The following is a 17,629-nucleotide window of genomic DNA, read 5'->3' as shown; positions in this document are numbered from 1 at the left end:
CGAGCTCCGACCATGCTCCATGAGTTGTTCAGCGTTTACCTGAAGATGCTCGTGCTCTACAGCCCGTTCTTCGTGCTCTCGTGCTTCATCAGCCTGACCCGTGGCTATTCCAGTAAAGAGCGCAAGCAACTGGCCTGGCGTGTGGCGATTGCTGCGCTGATCGCCAGCGTGGTGCTGTACCTGTTCGGCAGGGCGATTTTCGGTGTGTTCGGCATTACCCCCGATGCCTTTCGAATCGGTGCAGGCAGTGTGCTGTTCATTTCCGCACTGAGCATGGCTCAGGGAAAATCCGCGGTGCAGACCGACAATGTCCAGCAGGACGTGACCATCGTACCGCTGACCATTCCGCTGACCGTTGGCCCAGGCACTATCGGCGCCCTGCTGGTCATGGGTGTCGGCCAGCCAGAGTGGGACGACAAGTTACTGGCGATCATCAGTATCGCCCTGGCCAGCTTCACCGTCGGCCTGGTGCTGTATCTTTCTCACCGCATCGAGCGAATTCTGGGCGACCAGGGCTTGCAGATCGTCAGCCGGCTGATGGGGTTGTTTGTCTGTGCGCTGGCAGCGCAGATCATCTTTACCGGGATCAAAGGCTACCTGGTCTCTTGAACTCGACATTCAGCATGTCTCTGCGATTTGCTTCGGTTATCCGTGATAAAACAATCCCGCGCTTGGTATCGCGAAAAAGCCGCGTATTGAACCGAACCAGTTCGACACGTTGCGCCTTGATCTCGATGTCCCTGGTCAAGGACATGAACAGAAACCGCTGACTGAAACGCACGCTATCCAGTTCCAGATGGTAAAGCACCATATCGATGTAGGCTCCGGAATGCCGGACGCAGGGTAGCAGCAGGAACGTGGTTTTCTGGCCGATCCTGGCATTGCTTTCGAACACCCGGCGCGCTTTGGCATCGGTTGCCAACGCATCCAGGGCCAAGCGTGTAGCGTCTGCATGCTCTTGCTGCCCTGCCGTGGCGATCTGCACGAGCGCCTCATCGACCAAGGTGTCCCGTGCAGGTCCGGGCAAGACCACCCCTGGTGGTGGCGCGGCATCCCAGCCAAGGAAACTCAGCTTGCGCCGATAGTTATCGAACCACTCCGGCTGCAGACCAGAGCTGAATTCATCTCTGGCGAGTCTCTGCGCATAGAGATTGGCCAGCACAACGTCTTCGCGTTGCTCCTCACTGACGCCGGGTACAAATACCGCCAAGCTGTTGAGAACAACGTTCGCACGTGGTTCGTTACTCAAGTCATGCATTTTTTCCTGCTCCTTGGAATATGCCTGGAACCTTGCATTGATAGCGCGCCCGCAGCCCGCCCAGCAAAACGTCGAGATCGTCCTTGATTGACTCATGGAGTCGCTGGTTGAAGACGTAAAGATGAGCTTGTTGAGTGCAACGTAACCGCTCTTCGCTGGCGAATGCCTGCCAAAGCCACGAATGGCCGATGAGCGCCGACGTTTGCAAATACAACTGGCTACTGAGAATACGAGTACGGGGCCCGGGCATCAGCAAACGCAGCTCCATGCATATTCCGCTGGGGTGTGTCCCGTTACTGTCCAGTACGGCAGCGCTGCGCAGGGCCTGCAGAGCAGCAGAGTCACGTAGATTACCCAAAACACGGAAGCAATCGTCTGCAGTACGCTGCTCATCAGGCTGCAACAGCGGCTGCAATCCTACCCGTAATCTCTGCAGCGGTTGCACGGTCTGCTCGTTGATCGCCCTGGAGTCGGCCGCGCCGAATACGCACCCCAATGCAGTCTGGCTTGATTGGTAAAGCGCTTGCCAGCGCTCGTGGTCATCGAAAGGTGAATGCTCGCCCCTCGCCTTCAACCAGGCGAACAGCTGCACATCGAGCACACTTTGTGCCTGCTCGTCACTCAGGCCCGACACCAGAACCAGACTGTTGCCATTGAGCCATAGGTCGTAAGCCGCCATCATCGAACCCTCTCCTTGTTCGAATTCGTGGAAGTCGGGAGGTCCGGAACCTCCCGAAGGTCAGGCTCACCCCTTCAACGGAATGGACAGCAGGGAGTCCCGCGCCTCTGCGCCGATACGCTGGCGAATTACGTCCTTGTTCGACTCGTACAAGCTCCGATGTAGATACAACGCCGCGCCGCTGGTGTAAGTCGTCGCGCCGCTGGCCTTCCACTTGAAGAACAAGATGTTGGACTGGGTGTCCGGAATCGCGTCAGTCTGTACAGCAGACACAAGCATGACCACTTGACCGTTATCGGACTGATCACATTTCGCCAGACGCAGGCATCCCGTATCGACTTCATGCGCCTGCCTGTCGAACAGCTCTATGGCTTCCTTGCTGTTGGTCACGGCGTTCTTGATCTGCTCGACGACAGCGGCACCGGCCACAGCCGTCGATGCCCCGCCAGTAAAGAGCCCTGCCGCAGTCATCAAACCTTTGGCCAGCAGATTGCTCATATCCAGGTGATGGGCACTGCTGGTTTCCTGAGTCAGCTCGAAGTTGTAGGGCACCCAGCCGCACTTCTGCATGATCTCGATGTAGTACTCGAGCCATTGCTGGGTCTGCTTCATCGGATGATATTGGGCATTGGCGGCCTGGACAGCAAACGTGTGGGAGTCCAGGGCAGCATCCATGGTGTCCAGGGTCATGCTGTCGGGGAAAATGAACAGGTTCTTGCTGTCGAGAATTACCAGTTTCTGATCTGTATCGCTCATTTGACTTCGCCTTGAATGACTGATGAGTTGGATTCGACTCCAACTCAACAGTACCCAGCGGCCCCCGCCAGATGAACGCCGAAACCTTTCCAGTGAACGGCGCCGCTAACGATCAGGGTTTGTTGCCATACCATCGCGGTGTATAGACCCACTCACCGCCACCGGCGCGCTCGAAGCGAGAGGTCGTGCTGGAGCCGACCAATACCATGGTCCGCATATCGACCATTTCTGGCTGCAACTCGCCGAGATTGAGGACTCTGAGTGTCTGCCCCGGCCTACCGATATCGCGACCGAGGACTACAGGCGTTTGCGCACCTCTGTGCAGACGCACAATCTCGAGCGCCCGCCCCAACTGCCAAGGTCGCGAACGCGAAATCGGGTTGTAGAAGGCCAGCGCCAGATCGGCCTGGCAGGCCAGGTCCAGGCGTTTCTCGATAATCGACCAGGGCTTGAGGTTGTCCGATAGCGACAGCACACAGAAGTCATGACCCAGCGGCGCACCAGCCTGGGCAGCAGTTGCCAGCGACGCAGAAACACCTGGCAGCACTTCCAGATCAACCGCATGCCAGCGTGGATCGGTGGATTCGTGCAGCGCTTCGAGCACCGCAGCGGCCATGGCGAAAACACCAGGATCGCCGGAAGACACCACCACGACCGAACGTCCTTGGGCGGCCAGTTCGAAGGCATGCCGGGCACGCTGCATTTCTTCACGGTTGTCCGTGCAGTGCATAACCTGATCCGCACGGAAAGGGCCGGCCATGCGCACATAGGTTTCGTATCCGAGGATATCGTTGGCCTGAGCCAGCTCTGCCTTGACCGCAGGCACCATGAATTCGGCGGCTCCCGGTCCCAGGCCGATCACTGCCAAGCGACCGCGGGCGCGACCGACGAGCAATGGATCGATGGGGTGATTGGCGACCAGAATCGCCAATCCTTCACTCACCGGCTGCGGCGGCAGCAACTGAGGTAATGCCTGTGCCGCCAGCGCACTGGCGCTTTCGGCATCCGGCGCAAAACGCAGCGGGACACCCAGTTCAGCCGCAGCAGCGTGCAAGGTCGGCTCAGCCATCAGCGATTCGCTTGCCAACAGACAGGCCAGCGCAGGTTCAGCGATGCGCGCATTAGCCAGCGCTTCACGCACCACTGTTGCCAACGCCGGCACAACAGCCGACACCGCCAGCATGACGCAACGCGGATAGATCACCAACTCGTGGGCTGAAACGTCCCGCGCGTCACAGCCGACGTGAATGGCCAGGTGCGCCTGTTCGTTCTGCGGTAACTGGGCATCGGCAAGCCAAGGCGCCTCACCGTCGATACGCACCGATTCACCGGCCAGCAAATCACTCACAAAGCGCTTGCCCAGCTCCAGATCAGCCAGGGCGTAGCCACTCGGTGGATTGAGCAGGCAGGTACCGAAACGCAATTCACCGCTGGTGGTGATTGCCGCCGCGACACCCAGGCTCGCTGCTATTTCCCGGGCCATGACATTGACCCCGCCGAGGCCACCGAGCAGCGGCACCACGGCGCTGCCGTCCTCGGCCACGGCTAGTACTGGTGGCTCGACGCCCTTCTCCAGCAGCAAGCTGGCCAAGGTGCGGATGACGATACCGGCCGCGCACAAGGCAATGATCGGTGTGTCCTGCTGATACAGCTGGCGCAGGGTGGCGCCGAACTCCTGATAGCTGCAATCGGCGTCCTCGACCCGGCCGTGCAGGCCGTGGATCAATGCATCCGGATACAGCTGTTGGATCTTGCGGGCAGTAGCGAGGCTGCCAGTACCAAGGATAACAATCGCCGGTGCTTTACGAGTCATCACCCCTGCCACCTTTCACCCGGAACGATGATCAGCGAGAAGTACGGCGACGACTGTGGGTCGACCTCATCCAGGGCAACGATCTTCTGGTTGGCCATGGTCGCCCGTTCCACGTACAGGGCGCGCTCGGCCAGACCGAGATCAGCCAGTACCTCACGGACCTTGGGGAAGTTGCGTCCCAGCTTCATGATCACCGCCGCATCGGCGTCGGCCAGGCGCCGCTTGAGCTCCTCGTGCGGGAGCACCCCGGAAAGCACCGACAGGCTTTGGTTGCGATAGACCAAGGGCGCGCCCAGTACCGAGGCACCGCCGAGCATCGAACAGACACCTGGAATCACCTGGGCTTCATAGCGCTCGGCGAGACGGTCGTGCAGGTACATGTAGGAGCCGTAGAAGAACGGATCGCCTTCGCAGATCACCGCCACATCGCGTCCGGCGTCCAGATGAGAGGCAACCTCCACAGCAGCCTCGTCATAAAAATCGCTGATCACCTGTTCGTACGACAACGGCGCTGGTAGCGCTTCGGTGGTCACCGGGTACACCAGTGGCAGCAGCGTCTGGGCCTCCTGCAGGTGCCCTTCGATGATGCCAAAGGCATTGCCACGCTTGCCCTTGGCCACGAAGTAAGCCACCACCGGCGACTCGCGCAGCAGGCGCAAGGCCTTGACGGTAATCAGTTCCGGATCACCGGGGCCCACGCCCAGGCCAAGCAAACGTCCACGAGCCTGCATCATTCGACCTCCGTGGCCAGGGCATTGACCGCCGCAGCCGCCATGGCGCTACCGCCCAGGCGACCCTGCATGATGACAAAGGGCACGCCGCGGCTGTCGGCAGCCAGCATCGCCTTGGATTCGGCTGCGCCGACAAAGCCCACCGGAAAACCGAGAATCAAAGCCGGTTTCGGTGCGCCGGCATCGAGCATTTCCAGCAGGTAGAACAACGCCGTCGGGGCATTGCCGATCACCACCACGCTGCCCTCAAGGTGTGGCCGCCAGAGTTCCAGAGCCACCGCCGAACGGGTGTTGCCCAACTCACGAGCAAGGTCTGGCACTTGCTCGTCACGCAGCGTACAGATCACCGGGTTGTTCGCCGGCAGGCGGGCACGGGTAATGCCTTCGGAGACCATACGTGCATCGCACAGGATCGGCGCACCTGCGGCCAAGGCATCGCGCCCGGCCTTGCCAGCACCTGGCGAGAACTGCAGGCCATCGATGGCATCGACCATGCCACACGCATGAATCACCCGAACCGCGAGTTTTTCCAGATCGGCAGGAATACGATCAAGCCGCGCTTCCTCTCGAATGATCGCGAAGGAATTGCGATAGATCTCCTGACCATCGCGGATGTAATCAATCATCAAGGGTGCTCCGTGAGCGGGCGTCTAGCAGTGCGCCGGCTTCTTTCAGTGTGAGGTTGCGTGCGCGCAGGCTGCCGAAACCCGGCAGGGATGCGTCACGCAGATACAAGTCGTAGTGGCCCGGACTTTGCGCCAGCAAGGTGGCCGGCGCGACGTGGGCCATGGCGCAGGAGCGCGAACAGCCGCTCAGGTGCACGCTGGCCGGGGCGCCGTAGGTGAGCAACGTGGCCAGTACGCGGGCATCGCCCTTGGTCTCGGCCAGAGCCTTGGCACATCCGCTGGAGCCGGTGCAGGCAACCAGGCGGGCCAGTGGCTCAGCGGCCGAGCACAACAGGCCAAGTCGGGCCAGGCCGTTACTGACAGCGGCCACATGGTGTTGGGCTATGTTGGGCAGTAACAGGCTTTGCCACGGTGTCATGCGCAGGCTACCGTCACCCTTTTCGCGGGCCAGCCGGGCAGCGCCACGCAGCATCGATGGATTCAGACGGCCCAATGGCGCGGCGGCACCGACGGCGCTCAGCCCCGTTTGCTGCTGTGAATAAATACCCAGATAACCGCTGCCTGCCGTTGCCGTACGGCGCCATTGCAACACAGCCGGGTCACGTCGAATCGTCAGGCCCAGTCCCGCTACAAACGCCTCTGGCGAATACTCGGCCAGCAATTGGCGCATGCGCGCCTGCTCAGGCCGGGCCAGATCGAGAAAGCGGTTGAGTACCGCCAACACCAGCTCATGCCCCTCAGCCAGGGGGACGGCGCCCAAGGGCGCGTCGTGTGCCGGGCAACCTGCCAGGCCAAACGCCAGCCAGCATTCACTGTCCAGCTGCAACGCACTGAGCCACAGGTCATGGGGGTGTTCAAGCATCGCCAGGGCTTCGCCGCCATCCAGCTGCACGGCGAACTTGGCCGAGAGCTGATGCAGGCGTGGCGTGGTCTCAAGCGACTGCAGCAACTGCTCCGCCAAGGGCCGGGTGTCAAACCGCATCTGCGGATCCACGCCCGCCGTTGGGCTGAGCATCAGGTTACGCACATCGTCACCCGCCGCATCGCGCGGGCCGAGGCCCGCCGCCAGCAACAACTCGATCAGACCGGCTTGGTCGTTGCCAATGCCACGGATTTGCAAATTGCCACGGTTGGTCGCCTCGATCTCGCCTGCGGCAAAGCGCTCGGCGGCAGCGGCGACTGCGTCGGCCTGGTCTGCCGTGAGCGCACCGCCGGCCAGCTTGATCCGGCAGATCCCGCCGTCTTTTGCCTGGACGATACGCAACAACCCCGGACAGGCCGAGGGACGCAGCGAAACGTGGGGCTGGTGCGCCGATACAGGCTGGTTCAAAAGGTCACCCGACAATCGTGAAAAGGCACTTCAGTGTAGAAGGCGCGGTATTATGCCTGCTTTGTCCGAAGGCATGAAAAGCCTGCCGGTCGGATTGCCGGGTATTGAGGAAAACGCATGTCGCCGTGGCTGACGGTAGTAGGTATCGGTGAAGACGGTTTCAGTGGCCTGGGCAAGAATGCCCGGCGTGCACTGCTGGGCGCAGCAAAGGTGTTTGGCGGCCAGCGCCAGCTGGATTTGCTGCCACACTGCCTGCATGGCGAACGCCTGTTGTGGCCCAGCCCCTTCTCCCTGGCGCCGGTGCTGGCCCTACGCGGTGAGCCGGTGTGTGTGCTGGCCAGCGGTGACCCGATGTTCTTCGGTGTCGGCGCCAGCCTTGCTCGACAGCTCGACGCTGATGAGATGAGCGTTTTGCCCATGCCCTCCTCCTGCGCCCTGGCTGCTGCGCGCCTGGGCTGGCCATTGCAGGAGGTGACGACGGTATCCGTGGTGGCCCGGCCACTCAGCGCACTCAATGCTCACCTGTACAGCGGCGTACGCTTGCTCGTGCTGAGCAACGATGGCAGCAGCCCGGCAGCCATTGCCGCCCTGTTACGCGAGCGCGGCTTCGGCCCGAGCCGGATGCAAGTCTTCGAGCACCTTGGCGGCAGTACCGAGCGCTGCCTTGAAGGTACTGCCGGGCACTGGCCGCACACCAACATCGCCGACTTGAACCTGGTTGCCATCGAATGCCTGGCCGCGCCCGATGCACCGCGCCTGTCGCCCCTGGCAGGTCTGCCTGACGCCGCTTTCCAGCACGACGGACAACTGACCAAACGTGACGTACGCGCCATCACCCTCGCCCGCCTGGCGCCACAACCGGGTGAATTGCTTTGGGATGTCGGCGCGGGCAGCGGCTCGATCGGCATTGAGTGGATGCGCGCTCATCCCAGCTGCCGGGCGCTGGCGATTGAGTCTGATGAAGGGCGCCAACAACTGATCGAGCACAACCGCGATGCCCTTGGCGTCCCCGGTCTGCAGCTGATCCGTGGCCGTGCTCCGCAAGCGCTGGAGGGACTGGAACGTCCCGACGCCATCTTCATCGGTGGCGGCGTCACCCGCGAAGGCGTGCTGCAGCACTGCTGGGAGCAACTGCGCCCAGGTGGCCGGCTGGTGGCCAATGCCGTAACCCTGCAAAGCGAGCTGACCCTGGTCAACTGGCGTGAGCAGCACGGCGGCGAACTGACCCGCATCCATATCGCCCAGGCCCAGCCGCTGGGCGAATTCGATACCTGGCGCCAGGCCCTGCCGATTACTCTGCTAGAAGCGATCAAGCCCGTTGATGCGTGACGAAACCCAGGAACAACCCGCCCCCCTGCGCAGTGGCCTGACTACCGGCAGCTGCGCCACCGCCACTAGCCTGGCGGCGGCTCGCCTGCTGCTGACCGGCGCTCAGCACGACGCCGTGCAGATCACCTTGCCCAAAGGCAAGCAGGTGCAGATGCGCCTGGAGTTCTGCCGCTTGTTTGAAAAGGGTGCCGAAGCCGGCACCCTCAAGGATGCCGGCGATGATCCTGACGTCACCCATGGCGCCCTGCTCTACAGTCACGTGCGTCTGCAGGCTGAACCTGGCGTGCGCTTCGTCGCAGGCATTGGCGTGGGCACGGTGACCCGTCCCGGTCTGGTCCTGGCGGTGGGCGAACCGGCAATCAACCCGGTGCCACGGCGGATGATCACCGAGCACCTGCAGCGACTTGCCGAAGAGTGCGCATACAACGGCGGTTTTGAAGTCACGGTGAATGTGCAGGACGGCGAAAGCCTGGCGCTGAAAACCATGAACCCGCGTCTGGGCATTCTGGGCGGCCTGTCGATTCTCGGCACCAGCGGCATTGTCCGGCCTTTCTCCTGTTCCGCCTATATCGCCTCGATCCATCAAGGTATCGATGTGGCAAAAACCAACGGTTACCTGCACATCGCCGCCTGTACCGGCAACGCCAGCGAAGACACCATGCGCCGAGTCTATAACCTGCCGGAAATCGCCCTGATTGAAATGGGCGACTTCGTCGGCGCAGTACTCAAACACCTGCGCAAAGTGCCTGTGGATAAACTCAGCCTGTGCGGTGGCTTCGGCAAGATCAGCAAACTCGCTGCCGGACACATGGACCTGCACAGTCGCCACTCAAGCATCGACTTGCCGCAACTGGCCGACTGGGCAGCCGCCGTTGGTGCCGACAGCGACTTGCAAGCGGCGATTCGCCAGGCCAACACCAGCCAGCAAGCCCTGGCCATGGCCAGCGCTGCAGGTATCGCTTTGGGTGATGCCGTCTGCGCCCACGCCCTGGCCTTTGCGCGCAGCGTGGTGCCTGCCCAGGTACAAGTGGAAGTCTTCGCCATCGACCGCCAGGGCGGCATCGTTGGCCATGCGGGAGCCTTTGTATGAAACGAATTCTGCTGCTCGGCGGCGTCACCGAGGCATTGGCCATCGCCCGCACCCTGGGCCCGGAACATGTCTACAGCCTGGCCGGGATCGGGCGGATACCCAGTGACTTGCGATGCCAGGTGCGAGTTGGCGGCTTTGGTGGGGCCGAGGGTTTGGCCGCTTACCTGCTCGTCGAAAACATCGACCTGTTGATCGACGCCACCCATCCCTATGCCGCACAGATCAGCGCCAACGCAGCCCGCGCCGCACAGATTACCGGCACCCCTTGCTGGGCCTTACGGCGTCCGGCCTGGCAGGCACAAGCCGGGGATGACTGGCGCGAAGTGGCTGACTGGGCTGAGTTGATCGAAGCCCTGCGGCCGTTCCGGCGCCCGCTGTTCACCCTTGGCCGCGAGCCTCTGCAGCACCTGAATGAAATCCCAGAGCAGCAATTCTGGACCTTGCGTGCCCTGGAGGCCTGCCCGGGCAATGAGCGTTGCGAAGTGATCGGCGCACGCGGACCGTTTCATCTCGAAGACGAACGTGTGTTGTTCGAGCGTCGGCAGATTGATGTGTTGATCAGCAAGAACAGTGGCAGCGGTGCCACTGAGCCAAAACTCGAAGTTGCGCGGGAGCGTGGTTTGCCGGTGCTGGTTTTGAAGCGGCCAGAGTTACCGGTGGTGGATGGGGAGTACTTTGCTGTCGATGAGATGATCGCTGCGCTCAACCAGTAACGTATATCCCGTTGACATATACCTGGCTAGGCATAAACTTGGACATACATTCACGCTTTCCAGGGAGGCAACCATGGACCAAGGTGCTGTCTTTAAAAGCAACCGTAGCCAGGCCATCCGTTTGCCCAAATCAGTCGCATTACCCGAAGACATTACACGTGTGGATGTTGTCGCCATCGGCCGCACTCGGATCATTTCACCCGCAGGGGAAGCCTGGGACAGCTGGTTCGAGGGTGAGTGCGTCAGTCCGGACTTCATGTCCTCACGGGAGCAGCCAACTGATCAGGAGCGCGAAGGGTTCTAATGCTCAAGTTCATGCTCGACACCAACATCTGCATCTTCACCCTCAAGAACAAGCCCCAGGAGGTACGTGAAGCATTCAATCGTCATCACGGCCAACTGTGCATCAGCACGATCACGCTGATGCAGTTGATCTACGGTGCAGAGAAGTCAGCTGCGCCTGAACGCAATCTGTCCGTGATCGAAGGGTTTGCCGCACGCCTTGAAGTCCTCAATTACGACAGTCATGCCGCGGCCCACAGCGGCCAGCTGCGCGCAGAACTGGCCAGGGCTGGCACACCAGTCGGCCCTTATGACCAGATGATCGCCGGGCACGCACGGTCCCTCGGGCTTGTGCTGGTTAGCAATAACCTGCGTGAGTTTCAGCGGGTTCCGGGGTTGCGTGTGGAGGATTGGTTGAACCCGGTTAACTAGCTTGGTCGTGGGACAGGCGCGCACCACGGGTCTGCACCGCTTCTGCAACCATCCCTATTGTAGTTTCAGATTCATCCGATACCCCATCATCACTCCCCTGCCTTACACTACGCCCTCTCCCCCTGGAAGAATTCGCCCATATGGAAATGCAATGGTGGATCTGGCTGGTGTTCGGTTTCGGCCTGATCGTGCTCGAACTCGTGCTGCCAACCTTCTTCATTCTCTGGTTCGGCATCGGCGCTGTGCTAGTGTCGTTCATCGCCTACCTGGCCCCGAGCCTGCAACTCGACATGCAGGTGCTGCTCTGGGTAGCGCTCTCGTCCGTCACCACGCTGCTGTGGTTCAAGGTGTTTCGCAAGAAGAAAGCGGACACCCGCTGGACAGCCGACAATGTGATCGGCGAGGTGGGCCTGCTCACCGTGGCGGTCTCCGAGTTCACCAAGGGCCGTGTGCGCTTCCAGAAGCCAATCCTCGGCAATGAGGAATGGGTCTGCGTTGCCGATGCCGAGATCCCGTCGGGCGAGCGCGTACGCATCACTGCCATCGAAGGCAATACTGCCCGGGTTACCCGGGCCTGATCAGCAAAAGGAAAGCCTGACTCATGACCAGCCTTATCGTCGCTGCCACTATCGCCGCGTTCGTCATCATCACCTTGTTCAAAGGGGTGCGCATCGTGCCTCAAGGCGAGGAGTGGATTGTCGAACGCCTGGGTCGCTACCACGCCACCCTCAAGCCCGGCCTGAACATCGTCATTCCCTACATGGACGTGGTCGCCTACCGCCTGCCGACCAAGGACATCATCCTCGACGTGCAGCAACAGGAAATCATCACCCGCGACAACGCCGTCATCGTCGCCAACGCGCTGTGCTTCGCCAAGGTCGTCGACCCGCAGAAAGCCGCCTACGGGGTGCAGGATTTCACCTACGCGGTGACCAGCCTGACCATGACCTCGCTGCGTGCCATCGTCGGCGCCATGGATCTGGACGAAGCCCTCTCCAGCCGCGAGCAGATCAAGGCCCGCCTGCGCGAAGCGATGTCGGAGCAGACCGAAGACTGGGGCGTGACCGTACGCTCGGTCGAAATCCAGGACATCAAGCCTTCGGAAAACATGCAGTCGGCCATGGAACGCCAGGCCGCTGCCGAGCGTGAACGTAAAGCCGACGTCACCCGTGCCGAAGGGGCCAAGCAGGCGGCCATTCTTGAAGCCGAAGCGCGCCTGCAATCGGCCAAGCTCGATGCCGAAGCGCAGATCAACCTGGCCGAAGCCTCGGCCCGCTCGATCACCCTGGTCAGGGACGCGGTGGGTAGCGAGATCACCCCGGCAATGTACTTGCTGGGCGAGCGCTACATCGGCGCCATGGAAAATCTGGCCGGCAGCGACAACGCCAAAGTCGTGGTGCTCCCGGCCGACCTGCAGGAAACCGTGCGTGGTTTGATGGGCCGCAACAAGGCTGTCTGACCCTCAGCTACCGCGTTCAAGCCGGGCCCGTGCGACACTTCATCGCATGCCCGGCTTTTTTACATATACTTTCAACTCTGGCTAAATAGCCACCACTCGAATCCTGACCGGATCTCTCCATGCCATCACATCGGCTTGCCCATGCCTGGATCGCCTGCTTTGCAGTGCTGTTCAATCTGCTGGCCATGCCGTTGTCCGCAGCAACGCCGAAAAGCCAGAGCGAACAGTTGCTCTGGGGTGCGTTCTGCTCCACTGGCGGCACCAAGCTGATCGCCATTTCTCTAGGCTCGCCAGATGGCAGCCAGCAGAACGATGACCACTCGACCATGCAGCATTGCTGGTGCTGTTCCGGCGCCGCGCCATTGTTGGCACTGCCGGGGCAGCCACCGCGCTTGATGCTGCCTGCGCAGAATTTTGCACCCTCGAGGATCTTGCTCACCGCCAACCAGCCGACCCCGCGTCAACTGTGGCCGGCACTGAGTCCACGCGCCTCCCCTCTGGCCTGATTTCACTACGCTCACTGTTGCGAACCTGAATCGACTGGAGAATCACCATGTTCAAGAACGCCCTGCTGCTGGCTGCCCTGTTGCTGCCGGCGACCTTTACCGCTGCCCACGAATACACCAAGGGCGACCTGCACATCGCCCACCCGTGGTCGCAGGAACTGCCGCCCAACGCGCCTAACGTCGCCGCCTACTTCGTTGTCCACAACAACGGCACGAGCGCCGACACGCTGCTCAGTGTCGACAGCCCGATCAGCGACGATGCCCAGTTGCATGAGCATGTGCACAAGGACGGGCTGATGAAAATGCAGCAGGTGCAGAGTGTCGAAGTGGCCCCCGGCAAAGACCTGGTGTTCGCCCCCGGCGCCTACCATGTGATGCTGATGCAACCCAAGGACCGTAGCTTGCTGACTGACGGCAAGCGCTTCCCGTTGACCCTGCATTTCAAGAACGCAGGCGATATCACCGTCGAAGTCGCGGTGCAGAAGCAAGCCCCAGAAGGCGAAGCTCACAGTCACTGATCGCTGAACGCTGCTCACCATGAGCATCGCCCGCAGCAGCCTCTCCCGCCCCGCGCGCCCTGATACCAGAAGGGTTCGCGGCAGCTGGTTGAGCCTGTTTGCCATGTTGATGATCTTTATCGGCCCACTGGTTTCCCAGTCGATGCCGATGGATCACCGTGCCATGTCGAAAGACATGGGCATGAGCATGGCCATGACCATGGACAGCAGCGCTGATTGCCATGGCGACAGCCATCACAAGCGTAATCCATCGCTGCAGGTAATCTGGGAGAAGTGCGGCTATTGCAGCCTGTTCTTCCACTGCCCGGCACTGCCCCAGGCCCTGAGCCTGCTCAATACCGAAGCGGCGCCTGCCACCAGTAACCTGATCGTCCAGCCCCGCCAGGGGCATGCCCGGCAGGCCGTTTTCCCCGGGGCCCGAACCCGCGCGCCACCGTCCGTCATCGTCGTCTGAAATCACTTTCCGCACTCAAGGTTCCGGCACCTCGCCGCTGACCTTGCGCGCCCTCATGACTGATCGATGTTGGAATCACTATGTCCAGCTGCACTGCTGTCTTTCGTTTGTCCCTGCGCGGGACCCTCGCCGTGATCTGCGGCACCCTGCTCAGCCCGTTCGCTCTAGCCGTCGGCCAGCCCGTCGACGAACACCGTCACGAGCAACCCGAGTTGAGTCCGACGGTGATCACCGCCGTCGCCCCCAGTTCGCCCCTGACCATCGTCACCAACCCCAAAGACCCGCGCCAACCGGTGCCGGCCAGCGATGGCGCCGACTACCTGAAAACCATCCCCGGTTTCTCCGCCATTCGCGCCGGCGGCACCAATGGCGACCCGGTACTGCGCGGCATGTTTGGCTCACGCCTGAACATCCTCACCAATGGCGGCGTGATGCTGGGCGCCTGCCCCAACCGGATGGACGCGCCCACCTCCTACATCTCGCCGGAAACCTATGATCGCCTGACCGTGATCAAGGGCCCGCAAAGCGTGATCTGGGGTCCGGGCGCATCCGCCGGGACCATCCTCTTTGACCGCGACCCGGAGAAATTCGGCGAGCTCGGCAGCCGGGTCAACGCCAGCCTGCTGGCCGGTTCCAACGGCCGCTTCGACAAAGTCGTCGACACCGCTGCGGGCAACGCGCTTGGCTACGTGCGCTTTGTCGGCAACCAGTCGCACTCGGATGATTACGAAGACGGCAATGGCGACACCGTGCCGTCACGCTGGGACAAGTGGAACGGCGATGTCGCCCTGGGCTGGACACCCGATGCCGACACCCTGGTGGAACTCACGGCCGGCAAGGGCGACGGCGAAGCCCGTTACGCCGGGCGCGGCATGGACGGCTCGCAGTTCAAGCGTGAAAGCCTGGGCCTGCGTTTTGAGAAATCCAACATCGGCGAGGTCTGGGACAAGCTCGAAGCCCAGGTCTACTACAACTATGCCGACCACGTGATGGACAACTACACCCTGCGCACGCCCTCGGGCACGGGCATGATGGGCATGCCGATGGTCAGCAACGTCGACCGCCGCACCATGGGCAGCCGGGTCAAAGGCACCTGGCGCTGGAGCGAGCTGCAATTGATCGCCGGCATCGATGCGCAGACCAACGAACACCGCCAGCGCGGCGGCATGGGCATTGATGTGCACAAGGGCATGCCCTGGACCAAAGACGCCGACTTCCACAACTACGGCGCGTTCGGCGAACTGACCTGGTACGCCGCCGATCAGGACCGGGTGATCACCGGCGCACGTCTGGACCGTGCCTCGGCCAGGGACTTCAGGGACGACAGCGTTACCGACGGTGATACCCGCGCCGATACCTTGCCGAGCGGATTTGTTCGCTACGAGCACGATCTCGTCGCCATCCCGGCCACCACCTACATTGGCCTCGGCCACGCCGAGCGTTTCCCGGATTACTGGGAGCTGTTCTCGCCGGATTCCGGCCCCGCCGGCTCGGTCAATGCCTTCGACAGCATCAAGCCGGAAAAAACCACCCAACTGGACTTTGGTATCCAGTACCAGACCGAAGACCTGCAAGCCTGGGCATCGGGCTATGTCGGACAGATCCGTGACTACATCCTGTTCAACTACAGCACCGACATGATGGGCATGACCAGCTCCCAGGCGCAGAACATCGACGCGCGGATCATGGGCGGCGAACTCGGGGCGGCGTATATGTTGACCTCCAACTGGAAAGCCGACGCAACCCTGGCCTACGCTTGGGGCAAGAACAGCAGTGATGGCACAGCGCTGCCACAAATGCCACCACTGGAGAGTCGTCTGGGGCTGACCTACAGCCGCGACGACTGGAGTGCCGGAGCGCTGTGGCGCGTGGTTGCCGCGCAGAACCGCATCGCCGAGGACTACGGCAACGTGGTGGGCAAGGATTATGAAAAAAGCGCGGGCTTTGGCGTGTTTTCGCTCAATGGCAGCTACAAGGTCAGCAAGCACCTGAAGCTCAGTGCGGGGGTCGACAACCTGTTCGACAAGGCTTACGCCGAACACCTGAACCTGGCGGGCAATGCCGGCTTCGGCTATCCCGCGAGCGATCCACAGGCAATCAATGAGCCGGGGCGCACGCTCTGGACCAAGGTCGACCTGAGTTTCTGATCCATCACCAGGGCGCGATCATCGATCGCGCCTTCTCTGCACAACATGGGAGCACACCATGAGCAAACCACCGATCAGCTTCTACAACCTGGCCTGGCGTTGGCATTTTTACGCCGGGCTGTTCGTCGCCCCGATCATGATCCTGCTGGCGATCACCGGGATCATCTACCTGTTCAAGCCGCAGCTTGATCCCCTGCTCTACCGCGATCTGATGGTGGTCGAAGCCGGGCACCACACGCAAAGTGCCGACAGCTTGCTGCAGCAAGTGCACCAGGCCTACCCCAAAGGCCAGGTCAGTCAGTACCTGCCGGCCATAGCCGCCGACCGTAGTGCGCAGTTTGTGGTAACGGATGCGGGCCGAGAGCTGAATGTGTTTATCAACCCCTACGATGGCAAGGTGCTGGGCGAGCAGGACGCGAAAAGCAACCTGCAAGCGGTGGCCCGGGCCCTGCACGGCGAGCTGATGATCGGCACCGTCGGCGATCGCGTGGTGGAGCTGGCCGCAGGCTGGGGCATCGTCCTGGTGGTGTCCGGCCTGTACCTGTGGTGGCCGCGGGGCAAGCGTAGCGCCGGCGTGCTCTGGCCGCGCCTGAATGCCCGCGGACGCCTGCTGTGGCGCGACCTGCACGCCGTTACCGGTTTCTGGGGCTCGGCACTGCTGCTGTTGATGCTGCTCAGCGGCATGACCTGGACCGGTTTCTGGGGCAAGCATTACGCCGATGTCTGGAACAGCTTCCCGGCAGCGATGTGGAACGACGTACCCAAGTCCGATCAACAGGCTCGCGAGCTCAACAGCGCAACACGCCAGACCGTGCCCTGGGCCCTGGAAAACACGCCCATGCCGCAATCCGGTGCCCACGCCGAACATGCCGGACACAACATGGGGGCGAGCGCGCCGGCAGCGCCGCAGATCAGCCTGGACCAGGTCCAGGACCTCGCCAGCACCCGCGGCGTCGAGCCCGGCTACAGCATCACGCTGCCCACCAGCGCCGACGGTGTGTACACCATTGCCGTGTTCGCCGACGACCCGCGTAATGACGCCACCCTGCATGTCGACCAGTACACCGGCAAAGTCCTGGTCGATGTGCGCTGGCAGGATTACAACAACGTTGCCCGCGCCACCGAGCTTGGGGTGATGCTGCATGAGGGCAAGATGTTCGGCCCGCTCAATCAGATCATCATTTTCCTGGTGTGCCTGATGATCCTGCTCGGTTCGGTCAGCGGTCTGGTGATGTGGTGGAAGCGTCGCCCCGAAGGCGGCCTGGGCGTACCGCCACTGCGTCATGACCTGCCGCGCTGGAAGACCGCGACCGTGATCATGATTGGATTGGGGGTGGCATTTCCGTTGGTGGGAATTTCGCTGCTTGCGGTTTGGATGTTGGACTGGGGTGTGATGTCACGGAAACTGAAAGCAGCCTGACGTGCGCCTGTGGGAGCGGGGGGGGGGGGGGGGGGAGGGGGGGGGGGGGAGAGAAGAAAGGAAGGGGAGGGGGAAGACCAAAGACA

20 protein-coding genes are annotated in these 17,629 nt (G+C 61.9%); 13 read left to right on the top strand and 7 right to left on the bottom strand.

Translation table 11 applies throughout. The features are described from left to right. Nucleotides 1-12 precede the first annotated feature (12 nt). Nucleotides 13-609, top strand: coding sequence for a MarC family protein (locus ACO6VD_RS17255; protein WP_422420815.1), 597 nt, complete (start codon nucleotides 13-15; stop codon nucleotides 607-609). On the opposite strand, the gene ACO6VD_RS17250 is transcribed toward ACO6VD_RS17255, so the two are convergent. From ACO6VD_RS17250 to cobG, 7 genes are all read right to left on the bottom strand, one after another. Further along, nucleotides 587-1,258, bottom strand: a complete 672-nt coding sequence (locus ACO6VD_RS17250) for a hypothetical protein (protein WP_422420813.1) — start codon at nucleotides 1,256-1,258, stop codon at nucleotides 587-589. The genes ACO6VD_RS17255 and ACO6VD_RS17250 overlap by 23 nt on opposite strands. Continuing rightward, on the bottom strand, nucleotides 1,251-1,940 hold the full coding sequence (locus ACO6VD_RS17245) for a hypothetical protein (RefSeq protein WP_422420812.1): 690 nt from the start codon (nucleotides 1,938-1,940) through the stop codon (nucleotides 1,251-1,253). Before ACO6VD_RS17245 ends, ACO6VD_RS17250 begins: the two co-directional genes overlap by 8 nt. 63 nt (nucleotides 1,941-2,003) lie before the next feature. Continuing rightward, the gene (locus ACO6VD_RS17240; RefSeq protein ID WP_422420810.1) at nucleotides 2,004-2,693 is read right to left on the bottom strand and encodes a hypothetical protein; all 690 of its coding nucleotides are present in this window, start codon (nucleotides 2,691-2,693) and stop codon (nucleotides 2,004-2,006) included. A gap of 112 nt (nucleotides 2,694-2,805) precedes the next feature. Continuing rightward, the gene (gene cobJ, locus ACO6VD_RS17235; protein ID WP_422420808.1) at nucleotides 2,806-4,506 is read right to left on the bottom strand and encodes a precorrin-3B C(17)-methyltransferase; all 1,701 of its coding nucleotides are present in this window, start codon (nucleotides 4,504-4,506) and stop codon (nucleotides 2,806-2,808) included. Further along, complete coding sequence (locus tag ACO6VD_RS17230; protein WP_422420832.1) at nucleotides 4,506-5,237, bottom strand: precorrin-2 C(20)-methyltransferase; 732 nt, start codon at nucleotides 5,235-5,237, stop codon at nucleotides 4,506-4,508. The genes cobJ and ACO6VD_RS17230 overlap by 1 nt, the downstream gene beginning before the upstream one ends. Then, the gene (locus tag ACO6VD_RS17225; protein ID WP_038615097.1) at nucleotides 5,237-5,863 is read right to left on the bottom strand and encodes a precorrin-8X methylmutase; all 627 of its coding nucleotides are present in this window, start codon (nucleotides 5,861-5,863) and stop codon (nucleotides 5,237-5,239) included. The genes ACO6VD_RS17230 and ACO6VD_RS17225 overlap by 1 nt, the downstream gene beginning before the upstream one ends. Continuing rightward, the gene (cobG, locus tag ACO6VD_RS17220) at nucleotides 5,856-7,193 is read right to left on the bottom strand and encodes a precorrin-3B synthase (RefSeq protein WP_422420806.1); all 1,338 of its coding nucleotides are present in this window, start codon (nucleotides 7,191-7,193) and stop codon (nucleotides 5,856-5,858) included. The genes ACO6VD_RS17225 and cobG overlap by 8 nt, the downstream gene beginning before the upstream one ends. Before the next feature lie 117 nt (nucleotides 7,194-7,310). On the opposite strand from cobG, the gene cbiE reads away from it, so the two are divergent. The 12 genes from cbiE to ACO6VD_RS17160 all read left to right on the top strand — a co-directional run bounded on the left by cbiE (nucleotide 7,311) and on the right by ACO6VD_RS17160 (nucleotide 17,543). Further along, nucleotides 7,311-8,522, top strand: coding sequence for a precorrin-6y C5,15-methyltransferase (decarboxylating) subunit CbiE (gene cbiE, locus ACO6VD_RS17215; protein WP_422420804.1), 1,212 nt, complete (start codon nucleotides 7,311-7,313; stop codon nucleotides 8,520-8,522). Then, nucleotides 8,515-9,612 carry a cobalt-precorrin-5B (C(1))-methyltransferase gene (locus tag ACO6VD_RS17210; protein ID WP_422420802.1) on the top strand — a complete coding sequence of 366 codons (1,098 nt, stop codon included), beginning with the start codon at nucleotides 8,515-8,517 and terminating at the stop codon, nucleotides 9,610-9,612. Before cbiE ends, ACO6VD_RS17210 begins: the two co-directional genes overlap by 8 nt. Then, entirely contained in the window at nucleotides 9,609-10,325 is a 717-nt protein-coding gene (locus ACO6VD_RS17205; protein WP_422420800.1) for a cobalt-precorrin-6A reductase, read from the top strand. The genes ACO6VD_RS17210 and ACO6VD_RS17205 overlap by 4 nt, the downstream gene beginning before the upstream one ends. A gap of 73 nt (nucleotides 10,326-10,398) precedes the next feature. After that, nucleotides 10,399-10,629, top strand: coding sequence for a type II toxin-antitoxin system VapB family antitoxin (gene vapB / locus ACO6VD_RS17200; protein WP_422420798.1), 231 nt, complete (start codon nucleotides 10,399-10,401; stop codon nucleotides 10,627-10,629). Then, entirely contained in the window at nucleotides 10,629-11,039 is a 411-nt protein-coding gene (gene vapC / locus ACO6VD_RS17195; protein WP_422420796.1) for a type II toxin-antitoxin system tRNA(fMet)-specific endonuclease VapC, read from the top strand. The genes vapB and vapC overlap by 1 nt, the downstream gene beginning before the upstream one ends. Before the next feature lie 140 nt (nucleotides 11,040-11,179). Further along, complete coding sequence (locus tag ACO6VD_RS17190; protein WP_422420794.1) at nucleotides 11,180-11,617, top strand: NfeD family protein; 438 nt, start codon at nucleotides 11,180-11,182, stop codon at nucleotides 11,615-11,617. Nucleotides 11,618-11,640: 23 nt separating this feature from the next. Then, on the top strand, nucleotides 11,641-12,498 hold the full coding sequence (locus ACO6VD_RS17185) for an SPFH domain-containing protein (RefSeq protein ID WP_038615104.1): 858 nt from the start codon (nucleotides 11,641-11,643) through the stop codon (nucleotides 12,496-12,498). 119 nt (nucleotides 12,499-12,617) lie between these two features. Beyond that, on the top strand, nucleotides 12,618-13,004 hold the full coding sequence (locus ACO6VD_RS17180; protein ID WP_422420792.1) for a DUF2946 domain-containing protein: 387 nt from the start codon (nucleotides 12,618-12,620) through the stop codon (nucleotides 13,002-13,004). Nucleotides 13,005-13,051: 47 nt separating this feature from the next. Further along, nucleotides 13,052-13,522, top strand: coding sequence for a copper chaperone PCu(A)C (locus ACO6VD_RS17175; RefSeq protein ID WP_422420790.1), 471 nt, complete (start codon nucleotides 13,052-13,054; stop codon nucleotides 13,520-13,522). A gap of 19 nt (nucleotides 13,523-13,541) precedes the next feature. Then, complete coding sequence (locus tag ACO6VD_RS17170; RefSeq protein ID WP_422420789.1) at nucleotides 13,542-13,976, top strand: DUF2946 domain-containing protein; 435 nt, start codon at nucleotides 13,542-13,544, stop codon at nucleotides 13,974-13,976. An 80-nt stretch (nucleotides 13,977-14,056) separates the two neighbouring features. Continuing rightward, nucleotides 14,057-16,123 (top strand): TonB-dependent copper receptor, encoded by a 2,067-nt coding sequence (locus ACO6VD_RS17165; protein WP_422420787.1) that lies wholly within the window; start codon nucleotides 14,057-14,059, stop codon nucleotides 16,121-16,123. Nucleotides 16,124-16,181: 58 nt separating this feature from the next. Further along, nucleotides 16,182-17,543, top strand: a complete 1,362-nt coding sequence (locus tag ACO6VD_RS17160) for a PepSY-associated TM helix domain-containing protein (protein ID WP_422420785.1) — start codon at nucleotides 16,182-16,184, stop codon at nucleotides 17,541-17,543. The last annotated feature ends 86 nt before the right edge of the window (nucleotides 17,544-17,629 follow it).

The organism is Pseudomonas sp. GZD-222 (assembly GCF_049310525.1).
Classification (GTDB): Bacteria; Pseudomonadota; Gammaproteobacteria; order Pseudomonadales; family Pseudomonadaceae; genus Aquipseudomonas.
This window is presented reverse-complemented; position numbering and strand designations above follow the sequence as displayed.